Below are 23,264 nucleotides of genomic sequence, written 5' to 3' on the forward strand. Positions count from 1 at the left end.
GTCTATGAGGCGTGCGACATTGCTCCTTTAGCGTAGCAGATTCCCGTCCCGGTGGGAGCTAGCCAGAAGACTTAGCCGTCCGCACGGCCGCCATCTTCGCCACGAAGGCTTGCGCGCGCGCCGTCATGGCCGCGTAATCTCCCGTGGCGCCCGGGCCACTCAGGCTGCTGCCGATGCCCACGGCCACGGCGCCGCTGGCAAACCATTCGTCGAGGTTCTCCACCGTCACGCCGCCCGTGGGCATCAATGGCGCCTGCGGCAAGGGCGCGCGCAGGGCCTTGATGTAGGCGGGGCCGAACATCTCGGCGGGGAAGACCTTGACGATGTCGGCGCCGGCCTGCAGGGCCGTGACGATCTCCGTCGGCGTCATCGCCCCCGGCATGGCCAGCACCTGGTAGCGCTGGCACAGCGCAATCGTCTCCACATTGACGCCGGGCGAGATGATGAACTGGGCGCCGGCCAGGATGGCGGCGCGCGCCGTCTCCGTATCGAGCACCGTGCCCGCGCCCAGCAGCACCTCATGACCATGGCGTTCGCGCAGGGTGCGCAGCACGCCCAGGGTATCGGGCGTGGTGAACGCCACTTCCAGCGCCGTGATGCCGCCGGCGATACATGCCTCGGCAATCTGCACGGCCGCCTGCGCCGAAGAGGCGCGCACGATGCCGACCATACCCCGTTCGATAATGCCCTCGAAAACCGTGTGCTTCTGCATTTGCTCTCTCCTGTCAGGCCGGCAGGGCGCCAAAGCGCACTTCCGGCAAACCGCGCACGCCCACCTGGCGCGCATGAAACAATCCCCCGGCCAGCGGTTCGCTCGCCAGCTGGGCCCGGCTCAAGCTCTCCTGCGCCGTCGTGACAAACAATTCGTCGTAGTGTGGCCCGCCCAGGCTCACGCAGCTGGGCTGCGACACGGGCAAGGCTATCGCGCGCTCGACGCTGCCGTCCGGCGCGAAGCGCAAGACCCTGCCGGCTCCCCATTGCGCGCTCCACAAGTAGTCATCCGCATCGACGGTAGCGCCATCGGCGGCGCCGGGGCCCGGATCGAGCACGGCAAACACGCGCACCCGGCTGGCGTCGCCCCCCAGATAATCGTCCCAGCGGTAGATCGCCTTCTTCATCGAGTCGCAGAAGTACATGGCCGTGCCATCGACGCTGAAGCAGATGCTGTTCGAGATGGCGATCTGCGGCAGCGGCAGGCGCTCCAGGGTCAGGTCCAGGTTGAGGCGATAGAAGCTGGCGACGGCATCGCGGCACGGGCGCTCATCGAGCGTGCCGAAGACAAAGCGTCCCTGGCGGTCGCAGCGGCCATCGTTCAGGCGCGTCATGGGCAAGTCCCCCTCCACCGTGTGCAAGGGCGTGACGGCCCCGCTGCGCGCATCAAACCAGGCCAGACGCGAAGCCAGTCCCAGCAGCAGCACGTCGTCGCTGTCCGTCAGCGCAAAGCACGCCAGGCGCTCGGGCATGGCCCACGTCTGGCGCTCGCCCGTGGCCAGCACCAGCGCATGCAGCTGGCAGCCTTCGATATTCGTCCAGAAAACGCGGCCGCTGCGTTCGCACCAGCGCACGCCCTCGCCGAGGAAGTTCTGCGCATCGACCAGTAGTTGGGCCTGTGTCCCCATCATTTTTCCTTGTTTTTCAGTGTGATTCGCGCGGAACCGCGGAACCGCGGCAGCCGACGAGAAAGTCCAGGTCCGCGCCTTCGTCGGCCTGCGTCACGTGCTTGATATACATAGCCTGGTAGCCGCCCTGCATGGCCGGCGGCGGTGCGCTCCACTCGGCGCGCCGGCGCGCCAGTTCGGCCTCGTCGACGTCCAGGTGCAAGCGGCGCCCCGCCACATCCAGTTCAATCATGTCGCCATCGCGCACCAATGCCAGCGGCCCGCCCACGGCCGCTTCCGGCGCCACGTGCAGCACCACTGTGCCGTAGGCCGTGCCGCTCATGCGCGCGTCCGAGATGCGCACCATGTCGCGCACGCCCTGCTCCAGCAGTTTTTTCGGCAGTCCCATATTGCCCACTTCGGCCATCCCCGGATAACCCTGCGGGCCGCAATTTTGCAGCACCATCACGCAGCTGGCGTCGATATCAAGGGCCGGATCGTCGACACGCTTTTTATAATGCTCGATGCTGTTGAAGACGACGGCGCGGCCACGGTGCTGCATCAGTTCGGGCGAGGCGGCGGACGGCTTGATGACGGCACCGCGCGGGGCCAGGTTGCCATGCAGGACGGCGATGCCGCCCTCGTCCTTGAAGGGCTGCGCCAGCGGCGTGATCACCTCGGGATTGAAATTTTCCGCTTCGGCCACGTTGACGGCCATGCTGGCGCCCGTGACGGTGAGCGCCTCGCCATGCAATTTGCCCAGCAGATCGCGGATGATCACGGGCAGGCCGCCCGCATAATAAAAATCTTCCATCAGGTATTGACCCGACGGCATCAGGTTCAGCAGGCAGGGAATGTCGCGCCCCAGACGGTCCCAGTCGCCCAGGCGCATGTCCACGCCGATGCGCCCGGCGATGGCCAGCAGGTGGATCACGGCATTGGTCGAGCCGCCGATGGCGCCGTTGACCATGATGGCGTTTTCAAACGCCTCGCGCGTGAGGATCTGCGACAGTTTCAGGTCTTCATGCACCATGTCGACGATGCGCCGGCCCGTCAGCTGCGCCTGCAGCTTGCGGCGCGCATCGACGGCGGGAATGGCAGCGTTGCCGGGCAGGGTCACGCCCAGTGCCTCGACCATGCTGGCCATGGTGGAAGCCGTGCCCATGGTCATGCAGTGGCCGGCGGAGCGCGACATGCACGATTCGGCCTGTTTGAATTCGTTTGAGGTCATGCGCCCGGCGCGCACGTCCTCGGAAAACTTCCACACGTCCGTGCCGGAGCCGATCGGTTTGCCGCGGTAGTTACCGTTCAACATGGGACCACCCGACAGCACGATGGTCGGCAAGTCCACGCTGGCCGCGCCCATCAGCAGGGCCGGAGTGGTCTTGTCGCAGCCCGTCAGTAGCACCACGCCGTCGATCGGATTGGCGCGGATCGATTCCTCGACATCCATGCTGGCCAGGTTACGGAACAACATGGCCGTCGGGCGCAGGTTCGTCTCGCCCAGCGACATCACGGGGAATTCGACGGGAAAACCGCCCGCTTCGAGCACGCCGCGCTTGACCATCTCGGCCAGGTCGCGGAAATGGCCATTGCAGGGGGTCAGTTCGGACCAGGTATTGCAGATGCCGATGACGGGACGGCCATCGAAGGCGTCGCTGGGATAGCCCTGGTTCTTCATCCAGCTGCGGTGAATGAAACTGTCTTTGTCGTCACCGCCAAACCACGCTTGCGAACGCAAGGGACGCTTGTTCTTGTTGTCACTCATACTGTCTCCTGCGGGGAAATCAAGCCGCGCGCGGCGGCGATCAGCAGCGCACCGTGGCCGGCCAGATTGGCTTGCTGCTGGTCGTCGACGATGATGCGCTTGCCATAAAAAAATCCGTGTTCTTCGATCAGCAGCCCGAGCGCCTGGCGCAGCATGGGCTTGCCGGTAATGACGAGCGGGGTATCGGGCCGCATCTGGATGGCGGTGCTGTTGCGCAGCGCCAGCAAATCACCGCTGAGGACGGCGCCCATCAGGAAATTGGCCCGCTCGTTGCATTCGACGGCGCTGAACTGGCCCAGGGTGCGCACGCTGAAACAGGCGCGCGCCAGCCCTGTTTTTTGCGCCGCCGCCGCGCCGGCCAGCAGCATTTTCGGCACCAGGGTCTGCGCAAAACCGCCATCGACCGATTGCTTGATCAGGGTATGCTGCGTGATCGCCTGCAGCAGTTCACCCGCGATGGTGGTGCTGCAGCCGAGGATGCGGCGCTGCTCGTCCACGCTGATCAGTTTGGTATGCGAGCCGGGCATGATCAAGGTCGCCGCGCCCCGCAATTGCAGGCGTTCCAGCAACGCGACGACTTCCGTCTCTTCGCCGCGCATCATGTCCATCGCCTCGACGTTATGCAGGCCGACGGCGCCATGCTGGTTACGCACGCCGGGAATCAGCCACAGGGGCTGCGCCAGCACGTCGGGCAAGTCCACCGCCTGCATGCCTTGCGCCAGCTGGGCCAGGCCGGCGGGCGCCGGCAAATGCGGCACTTCGCGCACTCCCATGGGCGAGGTGATCATGCCCGAGGCCAACGCCAGGTCCACCTCGGACGGCGCAATGTCCGCGCTGGCCAGCACGCAGGCAATGGTGTCGCGCAGCGCCTGTTTCAGCGCGCCGTTATGGCCATCGATGGCGGTATTGCGCACGCCCGTTTCCAGCTGCGCCTGGGCGACGACGGCGCCTGCGCGCCACAGCAAGGTACGCGTATTGGTGGTGCCGGCATCGATGGTGAGTATGTTCATGGGCAGGCTCGCAGCGTCGGTCAGGACAAAAATAAATGAGGGAAAAACTACCCCATGGTAGAACTGCCCCGCATATCTGACCAATCACTTATTTGACATCATTGATACCGGTTCGGATATGTCAAACGCGTCGAGATCCTGCACGCCCAAACGGTAGGCGAGCTTAAAGCGCATCGCCTGTCCCGGCTGCATTTCCACACCCTGCGCCAGCAGGGAAAAACAGCGCGCATCGGAATACAGATGGCAACTGTCCTGGGTGCTGGAAAAACGCAGGACCCGGCCCGACGCGGGGTCGGCAACCCGCGCCGCCTCGCGCAGCTGGCCGCTGCCCGTCCAGTAAAAATCATGCCGGAATCCCGGCAAGTGGGCCAGCGCGGGCCAGGCCAGGCGCGACGCGAGCGGCGCCGGCTGGCGGAAGTCAAACGCGCTGCCCGCCACATCGAGCGCGGCGTCACCCGCGCTGCCGCCTGGCCAAGGCCAGTAACGGTCGGCGGCCAGGCGCAGCACGTGGTCGCCCACGCCGGCACGGCGGCCCTGCAGGTTGAAGCGGGGTGCGGCAAGCGCAAAACGGGAAACGGTATCGGCCGTGGCGACGCAGTCGAGGTGCAGGCTGCCGTCGTCGTCAAACCGGTAGGTCAGGCGTACCGACAGGCCGTCTTGCGCCAGCTGCAACTGCAAGTGGCCGTCGCCGGGCGATGCGCACTGCCAGCCCGCGGAGGACCGCGCCGCTGGGGGCACCGCGTCCAGCACATCGGCCAGCCGGCCATAACGGTCAGGCGCCCACCAGGCCCGCATGCTGGCATCGTGCGCATCGATGGCCACGCGCATGCCGCGCGCGTTGTGCAGCAGATGCATCATGGCGCCTGCCCGGGGGCTGGCGGCGGCCGGCTGCGCTGCTGGAATTCGCGCGGCGTGCAACCGAGTTCGCGCTTGAAGACGGCATGCATGTACTGCACCGTGGTAAAGCCGCAACGCACGGCCACCTCGGCCACCTGCCCCGGCCCGCGCGCGAGCAGGGTCTTGGCCGCATCGAGCTTGAAATGCAGGATTTCATCGTGCACGCTGCGCCCCAGCTCGTGGCGGAAGTGCGCTTCGAGCGAGGAGCGCGACACGCCCACGTAATCGGCCACCTGCTCCGTCTTGATGCCCTGGCAGGCATACTGGCGAATGAAGTGGCGCGCCTGCATCACCTGCGGATGCTGGAAGGGTTGGTGGCGCGTGGAGGCGAGCACGTTCAGGCCCGCCGGCGGCACGAGGATGCGCGTGCCTGACAGGCGTGCGCCATTCAACATCTGGTGCAGCAAATGCGCCGCCGTGCGGCCCATTTCCTCCGTGCCCTGGATCACGGAACTCAAGGGAATGCGCGTGAGCATGCGCGCCAGCGGGTCATTGTCGATGCCGATCAGGGCGACCTGCTCGGGCACGGCGATGCCGGCGTGCATGCACGCTTGCAGCAACTGGCGCGCGCGCGCGTCGCTGACGGCGATGATGCCGACGGGTTTTTCCAGGCTGTTGAGCCAGGCGATCTGCTGCTCCACCGCTTCGTCCCATGACGGCGCGCTGGTGGCGACGCCCCGGTACACGTCGGCATGCATGTGGTCGCGCTCCATCAAGGTGCAAAACGCCGTTTCGCGCTCCTGCGCCCAGCGGTTGACATCGGCCTCGGGCAGACTGAAACAGGCAAAGCGGCTCAATCCCGCTTCCACCAGGTGTTCATAGGCCAGCTTGACGATCTTGAAATTATCGGTCGCCACGTACGGAATGCCGGCCGGGTAATCCTCCGCGCGCGCATACGAACCGCCCACGGCCACCACCGGCAGGCGGCTGTGCGCCAGCGCCGCGCAGACGGCGGGATCGTCGAAATCGGCGATGATGCCGTCGCCCTGCCAGCGTTCGATGCCCGGCAGGCGGCAGCGAAAATCCTCTTCCAGGAACAGGTCCCACGACACGCGCGTGGTGTTAAGGTAGGCGGCGATGCCCGCGATGATGTCGCGGTCATAGATTTTATTCCCGTTAAACAGTAGCGCGATCCGGTGCGCGGTCGGCATCTTCATGGTGTCTCCTCCCGTGCCAGATCGTTTCACGGCTAGCGGCGTCCGGCACGCGTGCTGACATCGACCCACACGGCGAGGGTGAGGATACTGCCTTTTACGATCATCTGCCAGTAGGTGTCCACGTCCAGCATGGACATGCCGTTATCCAGGCTGGCCATCACCAGCGCGCCAATAAGGGCGCCATACACGGTGCCCGAGCCGCCGCGCATCGAAGTGCCGCCGATGAAGCAGGCGGCGATGGCATCGAGTTCGCTGAAGGTGCCGGCCGACGGCGAACCGGCCGCCAGGCGACCCGTGTTGATCAGACCCGCCAGCGCGCACATCAGGCCCATGATGCCGAAGATCCACAGCTTGACGGCTTTCACATTGATGCCGGACAGGCGCGTCGCTTCCATATTGCTGCCAACAGCATAGATGCGGCGGCCAAACACGGTCTGGCTGGTGATATAGCTGAACAGCCCCAGCAAGGCCAGCAGCAACAGCACGGGCAGCGGGATGCCTTCATAGCCATTCAGGGTTTGCACGAAGGCGTACAGCACGGCGCCGATGACGGCCAGGCGCAAGCCGTCGGCCCAGGGCGCCGTCTGCGGCAAGCCATGCTGCGCGCGGCTGGCACGCGCGCGCCACGTCAGGAAAGCGGCCAGCAGGAACAGGCCGATGCCCAGCACGATGCCGGGCACCGCGGGCAGGTAGCCCTGCCCCAGGTAGACCATCGGCTCGGAGACAGGCGCGATGGTGATGCCGCCCGTGATGCCCAGCAAAATGCCGCGATACGCCAGCATGCCACCCAGGCCGACGATGAAGGACGGGATGCCCCGGTACGCCGTCAGGTAGCCGTTGAGCAGGCCGATCACCAGGCCGCAGCCGAGTACCGCCGCCAGGTTCAAGGCCAGCGGCCAGTGCTGCGTCACGTCCAGCACGGCGGCGATGCCGCCGAGTAGCCCCAGCAGGGAGCCGATCGACAGGTCGATCTCGCCGGCGATAATCACCAGCACCATGCCGCAGGCGAGGATGCCGGTGACGGACATCTGGCGCAGCAGGTTCGACAGGTTGCGCGGCGTAAGGAAACTGCCCTCCGTCTTCCACGAAAAGAAGGCCCAGATCAGCGCCACGGCGATCAGCAGGGCCAGCATCTTGTATTGGGTAAACAGCTGTTTGATACTGTGCGGTTTCATGCTGCGGGTTCCTTGTTTGCGGTGTTGGCGGCGGGTGCCGGGCGCTGGTCCAGCGCCGCCGCCAGCACGGTTTCCTGACTCAGGCCATCGTTGATAAAGTCGCCGCGCAGGCGGCCTTCGCCCATCACCAGCACGCGGTCGGACACGCCCAGCACTTCTGCCAGCTCCGACGAGACCATGATGATGGCCACGCCCCGGTCGGCCAGCGCCAGCATCAATTTGTAGATTTCATATTTGGCGCCCACGTCCACGCCGCGCGTGGGCTCGTCGAGAATCAGGACGCGCGGGCGCGTCAGCAGCATCTTGGCCAGCACGGCCTTTTGCTGGTTGCCGCCCGACAGGCTCGTAATGGACAGCGACGGGCTGGCCGCCTTCAGCTCCAGCCGGGCGATCTCGCCGCGCACGGCCGTCAATTCCGCCTCGCCGTCGATGCGCGTGGCGCGCGCGAATTGCTCCAGCACGGCCAGGGTGATGTTCTGCCCCACGTCGAGGTCCGGCACGATGCCGTGATGCTTGCGGTCTTCCGGCACCATGGCCAGGCCCATGGCGATGGCCTTTTGCGGCGAGCGGGTATCGATTCTCCGGCCATCGAGCCACACTTCGGCCTCGCACGGCCCCTGGTAGGCGCCAAACAGGGCCGAGACGAGCTCCGTACGCCCCGCCCCCACCAGACCGGCGATACCGAGGATTTCGCCCTTGCGCAGGGTGAATGACACATCGTCGACGCGCTTGCGCTGCGGGTTGTCGGCGTCGATGCAAGTCACATGGCGCGCCTCGAACAGCACCTCGCCAATGGCCGGCGGCTGCGCGCGCTGCGGATACAACTGGCTCATTTCGCGGCCCACCATCTGCGCGATGATGCGCTCGACGTTCATCTGCGCCATCGGCGTGGTGGCGATGTGCCTGCCGTCGCGGATGACGACGATGGTGTCGCAGATGGCCGCCACTTCATCGAGCTTGTGCGAAATGTAGATGCAGGTGACGCCCTTGGCCTTCAACGCGCGCAGGATATCGAGCAGCACGGCGATTTCCGACGCCGTCAGCGACGACGACGGCTCGTCGAGAATCAGCAAGCGCGCATTCTTGTTGAGCGCCTTGGCGATTTCCACCAGTTGCTGGTGGCCGCCGCCGTAATTCATCACGGGCTGCGCCACGTTCAATTCGGGAATTTTCAGTTCGCGCAGCAGCTCGTCGGCGCGCTTGTACATGGCCGCATAATGCATGCGCCCACCCGGCAGGGTCAACTCGCGGCCCATGAAGATATTCTCGGCCACGGACAGCTGCGGCACCAGCATCAGCTCCTGGTGGATGATGATGATGCCCGCGTCTTCCGTGTCGCGGATCGATTGCGCGCGCAGGGGCTGGCCATCCCACAGGATGTCGCCATCCCAGGTGCCGTGCGGGTACACACCGGACAGCACTTTCATCAGGGTCGACTTGCCGGCGCCATTCTCGCCGCACAGGCCGATACACTCGCCGGCCCGCACCTGCAGGTCGATGCCGTCAAGCGCGCGGACACCGCCAAACTGTTTGACGATGCCTTTCATTTCAAGCAGATATTCAGACATCTGAGCTCACATTCATTCACCAAGAAGCAAGAGAAATCAGGGGTCAGTCCCTGCGGGATCGGAGTGCGCCCCATTGGGGCGTACTCCCCCGGCGGGTCTGACCCCAGCTTTTAGTTGCCCAACTGAGCTTTGGTATAGAAGCCGTCGTCGACGAGAACGTTCACATTCGCCTTGGTCAAGGGCGTTGGTTTCAACAGCACCGTGCTGACTTTTTTCAAGCCGTTGTCATAGCTGGAGTTGTAGGCCGGCTTTTCATTGCGCGCCAGTTGCACGGCCAGCTTGGCCGCTTCGGCAGCGATGGTTTTGAGCGGTTTGTAGACTGTCATCGACTGCGTGCCGGCGATCACGCGTTTCACCGCCGCCAGATCGGCGTCCTGGCCCGAGACAGGTACCTTGCCTGCCAGTTTTTGCGCAGCCAGAGCCTGGATGGCGCCGCCGGCCGTGCCGTCGTTCGAGGCGACGATGGCGTCGATCTTGTTGCCGTTGGCCGTCAGCGCGTTTTCCACGATGGACAGCGCTTCGGTGGCGCTCCAGTCCTTCACCCACTGCTGGCCGACGATCTTGATATCGCCCTTGTCGATGAACGGCTTGAGCACTTTCATCTGGCCTTCGCGCAGCATCTTGGCGTTGTTGTCGGTCGGCGAGCCGCCCAGCAGGTAGTAATTGCCCTTCGGTTGCAGCTTGGTCACGCCCTCGGCCTGCATTTCGCCTACTTTCTCGTTGTCGAACGAGATATACGCGTCGATATCGGCGTTCAGGATCAATCGGTCATATGACAGCACCTTGATGCCGGCCTTTTTCGCTTCCTTGACGGTGTTGTTCAATACCGTCGCGTTGAACGGCACGATCACCAGCACGTCCACGCCGCGCGAGATCAGGTTCTCGATTTGAGAAATCTGACGCTGCTCGCTGGCGTCGGCCGACTGCACGAAGACCTTGGCGCCCTGCTTTTCGGCGGCGGCGATGAAGAAATCGCGGTCGCGCGTCCAGCGTTCCACGCGCAAATCGTCGATGGAAAAGCCGATCTTCGGGTTTTTCGCATCGGCCAGGGCGGCGCTGCTGGTCAATGCCAGCATGGCGGTCATGATGGCTGCACTGATGATCTTGTTCATTGTGTGTCTCCTTGTGGATTTTATTAACAACGTTTTTTCACTGCGGGTGTTGCGGCTTCAAAAATCAATGGTTGTGGCGTGGCAGGGTCTGTCCCACGGCGCGGTATTTCAACGCCAGCTCCATGCAGGCGCCCGTTTCCAGCTGGCCCACGCTGGCGCGGTAGAGCTCCTGCCATGGCGTGGCGCTGTCGTTGACGGGCGGCGGCAGCTCTTTGGCGCGGCGCGCCAGTTCTGCCGCGTCGACCAGCATGTCGCAGCGGCCCCCGTTCAAGTCCACGCGGATCATGTCGCCCGTGCGCAGCAGCGCCAAGCCGCCGCCCACGGCGCTTTCCGGTGAGGCGTTCAAAATCGAGGGACTGTCCGACGTGCCCGACTGGCGCCCATCGCCCAGGGTCGGCAGGTTCAGAATGCCGGCCTTCAGCAAGGCGTCAGGCGGCTGCATGTTGACCACTTCGGCCGAACCGGGCCAGCCGACAGGGCCGGCGCCGCGCATGACCAGCATGCAGCTGTCGTCGATATTGAGCGCCGGGTCGTTGATGCGCGCGTGGTAATCGTTTGAACCGTCAAAGACGATGGCGCGCGCTTCGAATACGCCTTCGCTGCCGGGGCGCGACAGGTAGCGCTCGCGAAAAGCGGGCGAGATCACGCTGGTCTTCATGATGGCGAAGTCGAACAGGTTGCCTTGCAAGGCCATGAAACCGGCTTTTTCCTTCAGCGGCGCGGCAAACGGGCGGATCATCTCGCGGTCCGCGCTCTCGCGCCCCGCCAGGTTGGCCGCCATCGTCTGGCCCGTGACGGTCGGGCGCTCGACGTGCAGCAAACCCGCGTTGAGCAGCTCCCACATCACGGCCGGCACGCCGCCGGCGCGGTGGAAGCGCTCTCCCAAATACTTCCCGGCCGGCTGCATGTTCAACAGCAGCGGCACGTCGTAGCCGTGCTCCATCCAGTCGCTCGAATGCAATGCCACGCCCGCATGGCGCGCCATGGCCATCAGGTGCGGCTGCGCGTTGGTGGAGCCGCCGATAGCTGCGTTGACGATGATGGCGTCCAAAAACGCCTCGCGCGTGAGGATGCTCGACGGGCGCACGTCGTCATGCGCCATGCCGACGATGCGGCGCCCCGTTTCATAGGCGATCTGACCCCGCTCGCGGTACGGCGCGGGGATGGCCGAGCAGCCCGTCAGGGACATGCCCAGCGCCTCGGCCAGCGCATTCATCGTCGATGCCGTGCCCATGGTGTTGCAGTGGCCGGCCGACGGCGCCGAGGCGGCGGCGATCTGCAGGAATTTATCGTTGTCGATCAAGCCGGCGGACAACTGGCGGCGGCCCTTCCAGATGGCCGCGCCGGAACCCACCAGTTCGCCGTCCATCCAGCCATCGAGCATGGGACCGCCCGACAGCACGATGGCGGGGATGTCGACCGTGGCGGCGGCCATCAGCTGGGCCGGCGTGGTCTTGTCGCAACCCGTCGTCAGCACCACGGCGTCGATCGGGTAACCATGCAGGATTTCCACAAGGCCCAGATACGCCAGGTTGCGGTCCAGCGCGGCCGTCGGACGGCGGCAGTTCTCGAAGATCGGGTGCAGCGGGAACTCCATCGGGATGCCGCCCGCATCGCGGATGCCGTCGCGCACGCGCTGGGCCAGTTCCAGGTGTATGCGGTTGCAGGGGCTGATATCGCTGCCGCTTTGCGCAATACCGATGATGGGCCGGCCCGAACGCAGCTCCTCGGCCGTGATCCCGTAGTTCATGAAGCGCTCCAGGTACAGCGCCGTCATATCGATGTGGTCGGGATTGTCGAACCAGTCCTGCGAACGGAAGCGCAGCGACTGGCGATTGTTTGGGGTACTCATGCGCCGTACCAGCCTGCGTCGACATAGTATTCGCGGCCGGCGCACTTGGCCGCGTTGTCCGACGCGAGGAACAGCGCCAGCGCCGCCACGTCTTCCGGCTCCACGCGCAGCTGCAGGCATTGCCCCTGCAGGATCACGGCTTCCGCCTCCGGCGTATGCCACAGTTTTTCCTGGCGCGGCGTGCGCACGGCGCCGGGAATGATGCAATTGACGCGGATGCCGTCGACGCCCAGGTCGCGCGCCAGACCGCGCGTCAGGCCCTCGATACCGGCTTTCGCCGTCATGTAGATCGACAGGCGCGCTTGCGCCAGGTGCCAGGAAATCGACCCCAGGTTGAGGATCACGCCGCCGCCCTTGGCGCGCATGGCCGGCGCCACAGCCTGGGCGCAGAAATACTGGTGGCGCAGGTTGACGGCAATGCGCTCGTCCCAGTAGGCGGGCGTGACGTCCTGCAGCTGGTGGCGGTCGTCATTGGCCGCGTTGTTGATGAGAATATCCGTAGCGCCCGCGCTGTGTTCGATCTCGGCGAAGGTGGCGGCCAGGGCGCCCAGATCCGTCAGGTCGCAATAACGGAAGACGGGCGGCTGCGGCAGGTCGGCCAGCTTTTCCTGCAGCGCCAGCGACGCTTCGCGGGCGATGTCGAGAAAGGTGACGTGGGCGCCTTGGCGCGCGAACGCCCCGACGATGGCCACGCCGATGCCGGTGCCGCCGCCCGTGATGACGACGCGCTGGCCTGCCAGGCTGGGGTAGATTGCATGTTGCATGGTGTCTCTCTTTTTAGGAACGCATAACCAAACCTACTACGCGTCGAGATTTGCGGCCTCCGATGCTCACTGTGCATGCGCACAGCTCCGCTACTCAGCCACAACTCTCATCCGCTCGCTACGGTTTTGTTAAGCGTTCTTAGTTAATAAATAATCAAAGCAAACCGCGTTGGGCCAGGTTCTGGTACAGCGCGCGCACGCCGAACGTCCAGGGAGGAATCGCATCGCAGCGCTGCACTTCGTTGACCAGCGCGCCCAGCGCGGCGCTGGCAATCGTCACCCGGTCGCCCAGGTGGTGCGTAAAGCCGCCGCCCTGCGCACCGCGGTCCTTCACGGGCGAGAACATGGTCCCCAGGAACAGCATGAAGCCGTCCGGATACTGGTGGTACTGGCCTGCCGTCTGGCGCACCAGGTCCAGCGGGTCGCGGCTGATCTCGCGCATGAAGCTGGCGCCTTCGAGCACAAAGCCATCGTCCGCGCCTTCGATCAGCAGCGACACTTCCGCCTGGCGCACGGTGTCGAGCGTAAAGTGTTCGTCGAACAGGCGGATGAAGGGACCGATGGCGCAGGAACCGTTGTTATCCTTGGCCTTGCCCAGCAAGAGGGCACTGCGCCCTTCGATGTCGCGCAGGTTGACGTCATTGCCCAAGGTCGCCCCCAGCACCTCGCCGCGGCTGTTGACGGCCAGGACGATCTCGGGCTCCGGGTTGTTCCAGGCGGACGATGGCAGCAAGCCCACCTGCGCGCCGCAACCCACCGACGACATCGGCTGCGCCTTGGTAAACACTTCCGCATCGGGGCCGATGCCCACTTCCATGTACTGCGACCAGGCGCCGCGCTGCTGCAGCTGCTGTTTCAGCCGCTGCGCCGCGTCCGAGCCGGGCTTCAATGCGGACAAGTCGCCGCCCAGGGTCATTTGCAGGACGGCGCGCAGGCTCGCCGCGCGTGCCGCGTCGCCACCAGCCTGTTCCTCGATCACCCGTTCGAGCAAGCTGACGGCGAAAGTCACGCCGCAGGCCTTGACGGCCTGCAGGTCGCACGGCGCCAGCAGCAACGGCTCGCCGGCCGGCGCGGCCAGCGCCTGCTCCAGCAGCGCCTGCACGGGGCCGAGCGCCACGCCGGGCGCATGGCGGGCGATATCGAGCGCATCGCTACGCTCGAACAGCTCGGCCACCGTCGCCACCGTTTGCGTGAGGTCGACCACCTCGCCGCCGCGCACGGCGACGACGCAAGGGCCGTCACGCCAGATGCGGCCGATGAGGAGGGCCTGCGCCAGGTCGGCGGGCAACAGGGAGACGGGGGAAATCGGCTGCATGGCAAGCTTTCAAAGGGACGTGATGGGAAGGCAATCGGTCAAGTTCGGAGCGATTCTGCGCGCCGCCCTGTGTCGCCGCAATTACGAAAATCACCAAATTGAATGATGATTATTGGTATTGCAGTGCACCAAAAAAAGCCGCCGCGCGGTCCCCGTTTCTGCCCTGTCAGCAGGCGGGAAGCAGGGTTATGGCGCATTGCATCAATTGATCGATCGATATCGTTTTGGATATCGCCAATGCGAAAAAAGTGATTGGTGAGGGATGGATGGACAAACTAGTATCAGCCGTGGCCTGCAATCGGCCATCCGCACGGAGCCCGCCCACTGGGACGACGGCCCTGGCACATTCAACTATCGAAGACGGTGGAGACCTGAAATGAAAACAACAATGAAAATGCTGACCGCGAGCCTGGCGCTGGCCATCTCCGGCATGGCGGTAATACCCGTGGCAAGCGCCGCCGACAAGGGCGCGATCGGCATCTCGATGCCAACCAAGTCGTCCATGCGCTGGATCGCCGACGGCGACAACATGGTCAAGGTATTCAAGGAGCGCGGCTACAAGACGGACTTGCAGTTTGCCGACGACGATATCCCGAACCAGCTAGCGCAGGTGGAAAACATGATCACCAAGGGCGCCAAGGTGCTGGTGATCGCCGCCATCGACGGCACCACCTTGTCGAACGTGCTGCAAAAGGCGGCCGACAAGGGCATCAAGGTCATTTCGTATGACCGCCTGATCCGCGGCACGAAAAACATCGACTACTACGCCACCTTCGACAATTTCCAGGTCGGCGTGCTGCAAGCGGGCTATATCGAATCGGCGCTGAAACTCAAGGAAGGCAAGGGCCCGTTCAACATCGAGCTGTTCGGCGGCTCGGCCGATGACAACAACGCGCACTTCTTCTACAACGGCGCGCTGTCGGTGCTGAAACCCTACATCGACAGCGGCAAGCTGGTGGTGCGCTCGAAGCAGATGGGCATGGAAAAGGTCGCCACCCTGCGCTGGGACGGCGCCGTGGCGCAGGCGCGCATGGACAACCTGCTCAGCGCCTACTACGGCAATGCGCGCGTCGACGCGGTGCTGTCGCCGTATGACGGCTTGAGCATCGGCATCCTGTCCTCGCTCAAGGGCGTCGGCTACGGCACGCCGAAACAACCGTTCCCCGTCGTGACAGGCCAGGATGCGGAAATCCCGTCGGTGAAATCGATCATCCGCGGCGAACAGGCATCGACCGTGTTCAAGGACACGCGCGAACTGGCCAAGGTGACGGCCAACATGGTCGACGCGATGATGTCGGGCAAAGTCCCGACCGTCAACGATACCAAGACCTATAACAACGGCGTGAAAGTCGTGCCGTCCTACCTGTTAAAACCGGTCACCGTCGACAAGGCGAACTGGAAGCAGGTACTCGTCACCGGCAGCGGCTACTACACGGAAGCGCAAGTGAAATAAGCATCGACGGTACTGAAGGCCCGGCGCTGCCGGGCCTTTCGCTTCATGCACGATCAAGAACAAGACTGCCGCACGACCGGCGCCGACCAGCGCGGCCGTGCCAGAGAGGTTATATGACGAACACTATCCTGGAAATGCGCGGGATACGCAAAACATTCCCGGGCGTCGTTGCGCTCGACAATGTCAACCTGCGGGTACGCAGCGGCGAGATCCACGCCATCGTCGGCGAAAACGGCGCCGGCAAATCGACCCTGATGAAAGTGCTGAGCGGCGTCTACGGCCATGGCAGCTATACGGGCGACATCGATTACCTGGGCCAGACGCGGCACTTCCGCGGCATCAAGGACAGCGAAGAAATCGGCATCATCATCATCCACCAGGAACTGGCGCTGGTGCCCCAGTTGTCGATCGCCGAGAATATCTTCCTCGGCAACGAGCCGGCCCGCATGGGTGTCATCGACTGGGAATACGCGCAAGCGAAGACGCGCGAACTGCTGCACAAAGTCGGCCTGAAAGAGTCCCCGGACACCCTGATCACCAACCTGGGCGTGGGCAAGCAGCAGCTGATCGAAATCGCCAAGGCGCTGTGCAAGGACGTCAAGCTGCTGATCCTCGACGAGCCGACGGCCAGCCTGAACGAGAGCGACAGCGCAGCCCTGCTCGACCTGCTGCTGGGCCTGAAAGCCCAGGGCATCGCCTCTATCCTGATCTCGCACAAGCTCAATGAAATTTCCAGAGTCGCCGATGCCATCACGGTGCTGCGCGACGGGAACACGGTCGACAGTTTCGACTGCCGCATGGAGCCAGTCAGCGAAGACCGCATCATCGAAAAAATGGTCGGGCGCGAGATGGCCGACCGCTATCCACCGCGCACGCCCACCATCGGCGAGACCATTTTCGAAGTGCGCGATTGGCGCGTGTTCCATCCCGAGCATGCCGAGCGCCCTGTCATCAAGGGCATCAACATGCACGCCAGGAAGGGCGAGATCATCGGCATCGCCGGCTTGATGGGCTCCGGGCGCACGGAACTGGCGATGAGCATTTTCGGGCGCGCCTACGGACAGCGCATCAGCGGCACGGTGCTGAAGAACGGCCAGGAAATCGACGTCAGCACCATCGGCAAGGCGATCGCGCATGGCCTTGCGTATGTCACGGAAGACCGCAAGGGCCTGGGCCTGATCCTGGAAGAGGACATCCAGAAGAATACCAGCCTGGCCAACCTGGACGCAATTTCGAAGCGCATGGTGATCGACGAGCAGCGTGAATTCAGCGTGGCCGAGGAGTTCCGCCGCAAGCTCAAGACCCGTTGCTCGAGCGTGGCGCAGAAAGTGGTCAACCTGTCCGGCGGCAATCAGCAGAAAGTGGTGCTGGCAAAGTGGCTGTTTTCGCGCCCCGACATCCTGATCCTCGATGAACCGAGCCGCGGTATCGACGTGGGCGCCAAATACGAGATCTACAGCATCATCAGCGAGCTGGCCGCCGAAGGCAAATGCATCATCATGATTTCGTCGGAAATGCCGGAATTGCTGGGCATGTGCGACCGGATCTATGTCATGAACGAAGGCCGCTTCGCGGCAGAACTGAGCGCAGCAGAAGCATCGCAGGAGCGAATCATGCGCGCGATCGTTACACACGGAGAAAACAATGGACAATAAACTGACAGCGGGAACGGCGGCAGGCGCGCCAGCGGCCGCACCGCAAGCGAAAAGCTATGCCGGCTTTTTGAAGAACAATATGCGCGACTACGGCATGCTGCTCTCCCTGATCGTCATCATGGGCTTTTTCCAGTACATGACCGACGGCACCCTGATGCAGCCGCTGAACCTGACCAACCTGGTGCTGCAAAACAGCTACATCGTCATCATGGCACTGGGCATGCTGATGGTCATCGTGGCCGGCCATATCGATTTGTCCGTCGGCTCGGTGGTCGGCTTCGTCGGTGCGTTGGCGGCCGTCCTGATCGTCAACTACAACATGAACTTTGTCGCCGCCAGCATCATCTGCCTGCTGGCCGGCGCCGTCATCGGCGGCGCGCAAGGCTATTTTGTCGCCTTCTTCAAAATCCCCTCCTTCATCGTCACCCTGGCCGGCATGCTGGTATTCAAGGGCCTGACCCTGGCACTGCTGGCTGGCCAGTCGGTCGGCCCCTTCCCGGAAGGCTTCCAGATGCTCAGCTCGGGCTTCCTGCCCGACCCGTTCGGCGGCGAAAACCTGCGCGGCTTTTCCCTGCTGCTGGGCGTGATCGCCGCAGCGGCGCTGATCATCACCTCGCTGCGCAGTCGCGCCAAGCAACTGAAACACGGCATGGAAAACGAGCCGCGCGCCTTCTTCCTGCTGAAAAACGCCATCTTCGCCGCCGTGATGGTGTATTTCAGCTACCTGCTGGCGTCGTACCGCGGCTTTCCCAACGTGCTGGCCGTGATGTCGCTGCTCATCGTCGCCTACACCTTCATTACCAACCGCACCGTACTGGGACGCCGCGTGTATGCGGTGGGCGGCAACGAGAAGGCGGCGCGCCTGTCCGGCATCAAGACGGAACGGGTCAGCTTCTACACCTTCGTCAACATGGGCATGCTGGCCGCGCTGGCCGGTTTGATCTTCGCGGCGCGCCTGAACACGGCCACGCCGAAAGCGGGAACAGGTTTCGAGCTGGACGTGATCGCCGCCTGCTTCATCGGCGGCGCCTCGGCTTCGGGCGGCGTGGGCAAGGTGATGGGCGCCGTCATCGGCGCCTTCATCATGGGCGTGATGAACAACGGCATGTCCATCATGGGCATCGGCATCGACTACCAACAGGTGATCAAGGGCCTGGTGCTGCTGGCGGCCGTGTTCATCGACGTCATTAATAAAAATAAATAAGAAGAACAAGGAAGCACAGGTTCGAGCCTTAGGGGGCTCTGGCCGGCGTTCGCGCCGGCCTTTTTATTTAGCCGCCAGGCGCGCCGCGCGGTCCCCCCACCACGCCGCTTCCTCGAACACGGAAAAGCCCGACAAATCGGCATGCGCAAACAGAATCGCGCCATCGTGCTCGCGCAGCGCCTTCAAGCCCGCATTGCTGCGAAATCCTGGCAATGGTGCCGCCATGGCGTGGCCGCGCACGGTGATGTCGACCCGTTCGACGCAGCTGGCAAAATCGCGTCCATACGCCGTCTTCAAATCGGCGCTGGCCAGCGCCAGCAATTGCTCGGGCGTGGCCACATCTAACCACTTGCGCGCTTCCTGCGGCGTGCGGTCGGACAGGGCCACATAGGCGCTGAAGACGGTTTTCTCGGGCGGGCGTACGCGGATATCCTGGTGGGTCGAGACGACGTAGCCGAGGCCCGGCTCCTGGTACACCACGTTGTCCCAGCATAGCGGCGCATGCGGCAGTTCGTCGGGAAAGCGTTTAAGTAAAAAATTCGCCACCAGCCACGGCGCATACGCGGGCGTATCGCGCTGCGCGTCAAAGCCATACTCGGCGATGTTGTTCACCACGCGGGCCGCCACGAACAAAGGCATGGCGCAGATGGCCTTGCGCGCCTTGACCAGGTAAGTGCGCGGCTGGCCATCGACCAGTTCCAGGCACAGCGCCTCCACGCCCTGCTCCGTCGTCGTGAGGGAAACCACCGTACCCGCATGACGCTTGACACCTGAGGCCTGCTCCATGGCCGTGGCGACCGGTTGCATGCCGCCCGGCCAGGTCAGCCAGGCGCCGTTGCCCGCATTGGCTGCCTGTCCCCAGCGGCTGCAGTAGTAATGCAGGCCGGCCCAGGCCGAGACCTGGTCGTAGCGCGTGCCGTAATCGTCGCGGCAGCAGTAATTCAAATACCAGTGCAGGGTGGGCGAGGTATAGCCTTCGCGCTCCATCCACTGCTTCAAGGTGATGCTGTCCAGCGCCTGCCAGGCCGGGTCTTGCGACGATGCCACTGTCGGGAACACGAAGACGCGTTTGCCGTCGTTGCCATGCGCCTGGCGCAGGCGCCGCACCTCGGCAAAGAAACGCTCGTGTTGCGCCAGTTCTTCGGCAGAAACGCCTTCGGTGGGAATGAAGCCATCCTGCCAGTGGCCGTTGAACAGCAGGCGCTCCTCGGGCGCGTGCAGGATGTAACGCTCGTCGTAAGTCGGCTTTTCCGCCATGGGGTCGCGCTGGATGATACCCAGGTCGAACAGGATCTCGCGCACATGGGTCGATTCGGGCGAAGGCAGCGGCAGATAGTGACCGCCTGTCGGATAGGCCAGGTCGCCGAACTGCCCGCCGGCCGCGTTGCCGTACGGCTGGGGCCCATCGATCATGAGGAAGTCCTTGTGCCCCAATTTATTCAAACGCCAGGCGGCCGTCAGGCCGGCGATGCCGGAGCCAAGAATCGCCACGTCGGTGGTGACGGTTGCCGAGGGCGCCGGCAGCGCCGTGCGCTCGCGCAGCAGCTTGCGCAAATAATGCCCCTCGCTGCGGCCCGGATACAGCACCTTCGGCGTGATCTCCTGCCAGCGCAGATACGCGGCGATGCTGCCGATGCCAGCGACGGCCGCTGCCGTGCCGCCGGCGGCCCACAGCATGAAGGAACGGCGCTGCATCAGCGGATCACCCGGTTCCAGTCCTGCTCGAATTCATGCACGAGCGACTGGGTATTCAGGCGATTCGGCGCCATGGGCAACGGCTGCATGTCGGGCGGGAAGATGAACATTTCGCGCGTGGTGTCCGCATTCAGGTAGCGCATCGGCAGGCGATAGCTGGTGGGCGGTTTGTAGTCGAGCTGGGGTGAAGCGAGGATAAACCCCCATTCGCCGAACGAGGGCACGTAGGCGTGATAGGGCCAGGTGCGCATGCCCACTTCGCGCAGGGTCGAATTGATGGTCCAGTAAGCGTGCGGCGCAAAGAACGGCGACGTCGATTGCACCACCATCAGGCCTTTGGCCGCCAGGTGCTTTTTCACCAGATCGTAGAACGGCACCGAGTACAGTTTGCCGAGCGCGAAGCTGGACGGGTCGGGGAAATCGACGATGGCCGCGTCGAACATGTCGCCGTTGTTGCGCAGCCAGACGGCGGCATCGGCATTAACGACGGTAACCCGCTTGTCCGAGAACGAATTGTTGTTCAGCTTTGCCAGTTCCGGGCGCGTGGTAAACGCGGCAGTCATGGCGGGGTCGAGGTCGACCACGGTGACGTGTTCGATGTGGAGATAACGCAGAATTTCGCGCAGCGCCAGGCCGTCGCCGCCGCCCAGCACCAGCACGCGGCGCGCCCAGGGCAACGCTTCCAGCACAGGGTGCACCAGCGCCTCGTGGTAGCGGTACTCGTCGCGCGAAGAAAACTGCAGGTTGCCGTTGATGTACAGCCGCGTATCGTCCTTCCAGCGCGTGATCACCAGGCGCTGGTAAGGCGTGGTGGTGGAATACACGATCTGGTCGCCGAACAAGCCGTGCTCGCCCCACGCCACCATGCGGTCCGACATGGCAAAGCCGGCGATCAGCACCAGCATCACGGCGCAGGCGCGCAGGAAGCGCCCCGTGAGGTTCTTCAGTTCCGCGCGGAACACCCAGATCGTCCACAGGCCCACGCCCACATTGAGCATGCCGAACAGGAAACCCGTGCGCACAAGTCCCAGGTACGGCGACAGCACCAGCGGAAACAGCAGGGAAACGGCCAGCGCGCCCAGGTAATCGAAGGTCAGCACGCGGCTGACCAGCTCGGAAAATTCCGTCTGGCGCGAATTCAGGGCCCGCATCACCAGCGGCACTTCCATGCCGACCAGTGCGCCGATCAGGAACACCATCACATACAATAAGGTGCGAAATGGCGCGGCCATCCACGAAAAGGTCATGAACAGGATGGCGGCCGACAGGCCGCCGATCAAGCCCACGGCCAGTTCGATGTCGACGAAACGCGAGAGCACGTCATCGTCCCGTACATACTTGGAAAAGTGAGCACCTACACCCATGGCGAACAAGTAGCAGCCAATGATGGTGGAAAACTGCAGGATGGAGTCGCCGAGCAGATAGCTGGACATGGCGCCGGCGATCAGCTCATACGCGAGGCCGCAGGAGGCGACCACGAAGACGGACAAAATCAGAATCTTTTTGTTCATGGGGCTTTTTTTTGTTCTAATATGCGTTGACGTTATCAAATACTCATTGTGAGGAATGCCGTGCCCGCCATCCTAAACTATCTGATCCATCTTTTACTGGCCGCCGGGCTACTGATTGTATTTTTTATCATCTACACGCGCGTCACGCCATATAACGAAGTGCTGCTGATTCGCCAGGGCAATCAGGCCGCGGCCCTGTCGCTGGGCGGCGCGCTGCTGGGCTTTTCCGCCACCATCGCCTCATCCCTGATGCACACGGCCGACTACCAGCAGTTCTTCGCTTGGGCCTTCGGCGCCATGGTGGTGCAATTGCTGGCCTACGTGGTGACCACGCGCCTGCTGCGCATGTCGAAGGACCAGATCGAATCGAACAACAGCGCTTTCGGCGGCTTGCTGGCCGCCATTTCGCTGTCGATCGGCGCCATCAACGCCGCCTGCATTTCCTGACACCGCTTTATCTTTTTCAAGGATATCCATCATGAGCCTCGGCAGCTTTATCAAGAAGCAGTTTATCGACGTACTGCAGTGGAACGAAGAGACGGAAGGCGTGCTGGCCTGGCGTTTTCCCATGCAGGATTTCGAGATCCAGAACGGCGCCATCCTGAATGTGCGCGAATCGCAGGTCGCCGTCTTCGTCAATGAAGGCAAGATCGCCGACGTCTTCGGTCCCGGCACGCACAAGCTGACGACGCAAACCCTACCGCTGCTGACCAACCTGAAAAACTGGGACAAGCTGTTCGATTCGCCGTTCAAGTCGGACGTGTATTACTTCAGCACGCGCGTGCAAACTGGCCGCAAATGGGGCACGCCACAGCCGATCACCATCCGCGACAAGGATTTCGACATGATCCGCGTGCGCGCCTTCGGCATGTACTCGTACCGCATCGCCGACGCCCGCACCTTCTTCACCGAAATCAGCGGCACGCGCGAAGTGTATACGCGCGACGAAGTGGAAGATCAATTGCGCGGCATTTTGATGTCGAGCATGGCCAGCTCGCTGGGCGGCGCGAATGTCCCCTTCCTCGACATGGCGGCCAACCAGGCGCTGATGGCGCAGGAGGTCAAGGATGGCCTGGCGCAGGCGTTTTCCCGCTACGGCGTGGGCCTCGATGAATTCAACGTGGCCAGCATCAGCCTGCCAGAAGAATTGCAGGCGGCGCTGGACGAGCGCATCTCGGCCGGCATGAAGGGCGGCCTGGGCGCCGACAAGATGAGCGGCTACACGAAATTCCAGGTGGCCAATGCGATCCCGCTGGCGGCGCAGAACGAAGGCGGCATGGCAGGCATCGGCGCGGGCCTCGGTGCCGGACTGTCGATCGGCCAGGTGATGGCGCAAAGCATGGGTGGCGCCTTGCAGCAGCCCGCCCCGGCTCCTGCGGCGCCACCGGCCCCCGTGGAAGAACCGATCGAGGCGCGGCTGGAAAAGCTCAAGGGCTTGCTCGACAAGGGCCTCATTTCGCCGGCCGACTACGACGGCGCAAAGGCTGAACTGCTGAAAAAACTGATCGGCTGATTAGAGCGAAATACGAC

Annotated in this window: 19 protein-coding genes; 5 read left to right on the plus strand and 14 right to left on the minus strand. The window is 63.7% G+C overall.

What is annotated here, in order from left to right; translation table 11 throughout:
* Positions 1-58: 58 nt before the first annotated feature.
* The 12 genes from O0879_RS21715 to O0879_RS21770 form a co-directional block, all read right to left on the minus strand.
* Entirely contained in the window at positions 59-712 is a 654-nt protein-coding gene (locus tag O0879_RS21715) for a bifunctional 2-keto-4-hydroxyglutarate aldolase/2-keto-3-deoxy-6-phosphogluconate aldolase (RefSeq protein WP_289918690.1), read from the minus strand.
* A gap of 13 nt (positions 713-725) precedes the next feature.
* Positions 726-1,619, minus strand: a complete 894-nt coding sequence (locus O0879_RS21720; protein ID WP_289918864.1) for an SMP-30/gluconolactonase/LRE family protein — start codon at positions 1,617-1,619, stop codon at positions 726-728.
* 16 nt (positions 1,620-1,635) lie between these two features.
* Positions 1,636-3,366, minus strand: a complete 1,731-nt coding sequence (araD, locus tag O0879_RS21725) for an L-arabinonate dehydratase (protein ID WP_289918691.1) — start codon at positions 3,364-3,366, stop codon at positions 1,636-1,638.
* Complete coding sequence (locus O0879_RS21730) at positions 3,363-4,376, minus strand: 2-dehydro-3-deoxygalactonokinase (protein WP_289912549.1); 1,014 nt, start codon at positions 4,374-4,376, stop codon at positions 3,363-3,365. The genes araD and O0879_RS21730 overlap by 4 nt, the downstream gene beginning before the upstream one ends.
* Positions 4,377-4,460: 84 nt before the next feature.
* On the minus strand, positions 4,461-5,234 hold the full coding sequence (locus tag O0879_RS21735; protein ID WP_289918693.1) for a hypothetical protein: 774 nt from the start codon (positions 5,232-5,234) through the stop codon (positions 4,461-4,463).
* Positions 5,231-6,430: a DNA-binding transcriptional regulator gene (locus O0879_RS21740; protein WP_099665929.1), complete on the minus strand. Its 1,200-nt coding sequence runs from the start codon at positions 6,428-6,430 to the stop codon at positions 5,231-5,233. The genes O0879_RS21735 and O0879_RS21740 overlap by 4 nt, the downstream gene beginning before the upstream one ends.
* A 32-nt stretch (positions 6,431-6,462) precedes the next feature.
* Positions 6,463-7,605 carry a sugar ABC transporter permease gene (locus tag O0879_RS21745; protein WP_034783811.1) on the minus strand — a complete coding sequence of 381 codons (1,143 nt, stop codon included), beginning with the start codon at positions 7,603-7,605 and terminating at the stop codon, positions 6,463-6,465.
* Positions 7,602-9,173: a D-xylose ABC transporter ATP-binding protein gene (gene xylG / locus O0879_RS21750; RefSeq protein WP_289918695.1), complete on the minus strand. Its 1,572-nt coding sequence runs from the start codon at positions 9,171-9,173 to the stop codon at positions 7,602-7,604. Before xylG ends, O0879_RS21745 begins: the two co-directional genes overlap by 4 nt.
* Before the next feature lie 110 nt (positions 9,174-9,283).
* Positions 9,284-10,285: a D-xylose ABC transporter substrate-binding protein gene (gene xylF / locus O0879_RS21755; RefSeq protein ID WP_289918697.1), complete on the minus strand. Its 1,002-nt coding sequence runs from the start codon at positions 10,283-10,285 to the stop codon at positions 9,284-9,286.
* Positions 10,286-10,349: 64 nt separating this feature from the next.
* Positions 10,350-12,137, minus strand: coding sequence for an IlvD/Edd family dehydratase (locus O0879_RS21760; RefSeq protein ID WP_289918699.1), 1,788 nt, complete (start codon positions 12,135-12,137; stop codon positions 10,350-10,352).
* Entirely contained in the window at positions 12,134-12,901 is a 768-nt protein-coding gene (locus O0879_RS21765; RefSeq protein WP_289918700.1) for an SDR family oxidoreductase, read from the minus strand. The genes O0879_RS21760 and O0879_RS21765 overlap by 4 nt, the downstream gene beginning before the upstream one ends.
* 154 nt (positions 12,902-13,055) lie before the next feature.
* Positions 13,056-14,216: a fumarylacetoacetate hydrolase family protein gene (locus tag O0879_RS21770; RefSeq protein ID WP_289918703.1), complete on the minus strand. Its 1,161-nt coding sequence runs from the start codon at positions 14,214-14,216 to the stop codon at positions 13,056-13,058.
* 376 nt (positions 14,217-14,592) lie between these two features.
* Here O0879_RS21770 and chvE point away from each other — a divergent pair, with 376 nt between their 5' ends.
* The 3 genes from chvE (at position 14,593) to mmsB (ending at position 18,528) form a co-directional block, all read left to right on the plus strand.
* A complete protein-coding gene (gene chvE, locus O0879_RS21775) occupies positions 14,593-15,669 on the plus strand; it encodes a multiple monosaccharide ABC transporter substrate-binding protein (RefSeq protein WP_102121449.1) in 1,077 nt (358 codons plus the stop codon).
* Between the two features lie 113 nt (positions 15,670-15,782).
* Entirely contained in the window at positions 15,783-17,324 is a 1,542-nt protein-coding gene (mmsA, locus tag O0879_RS21780; protein WP_289912558.1) for a multiple monosaccharide ABC transporter ATP-binding protein, read from the plus strand.
* Positions 17,314-18,528, plus strand: a complete 1,215-nt coding sequence (mmsB, locus tag O0879_RS21785; protein ID WP_289905977.1) for a multiple monosaccharide ABC transporter permease — start codon at positions 17,314-17,316, stop codon at positions 18,526-18,528. Before mmsA ends, mmsB begins: the two co-directional genes overlap by 11 nt.
* A gap of 63 nt (positions 18,529-18,591) precedes the next feature.
* Here mmsB and O0879_RS21790 read toward each other — a convergent pair whose 3' ends face one another.
* On the minus strand, positions 18,592-20,223 hold the full coding sequence (locus O0879_RS21790; RefSeq protein ID WP_289918707.1) for an NAD(P)-binding protein: 1,632 nt from the start codon (positions 20,221-20,223) through the stop codon (positions 18,592-18,594).
* Positions 20,223-21,734 carry a polyamine aminopropyltransferase gene (locus O0879_RS21795; RefSeq protein WP_289918708.1) on the minus strand — a complete coding sequence of 504 codons (1,512 nt, stop codon included), beginning with the start codon at positions 21,732-21,734 and terminating at the stop codon, positions 20,223-20,225. Before O0879_RS21795 ends, O0879_RS21790 begins: the two co-directional genes overlap by 1 nt.
* A 60-nt stretch (positions 21,735-21,794) precedes the next feature.
* On the opposite strand from O0879_RS21795, the gene O0879_RS21800 reads away from it, so the two are divergent.
* The gene (locus O0879_RS21800) at positions 21,795-22,181 is read left to right on the plus strand and encodes a DUF350 domain-containing protein (protein WP_077398383.1); all 387 of its coding nucleotides are present in this window, start codon (positions 21,795-21,797) and stop codon (positions 22,179-22,181) included.
* A gap of 31 nt (positions 22,182-22,212) precedes the next feature.
* Entirely contained in the window at positions 22,213-23,247 is a 1,035-nt protein-coding gene (locus tag O0879_RS21805; RefSeq protein WP_289918711.1) for an SPFH domain-containing protein, read from the plus strand.
* Positions 23,248-23,264: the final 17 nt, after the last annotated feature.

The sequence above is a fragment of the Janthinobacterium sp. SUN120 genome (genome assembly GCF_030397735.1).
In the GTDB taxonomy this organism is placed as follows: Bacteria; Pseudomonadota; Gammaproteobacteria; order Burkholderiales; family Burkholderiaceae_D; genus Janthinobacterium; species Janthinobacterium kumbetense.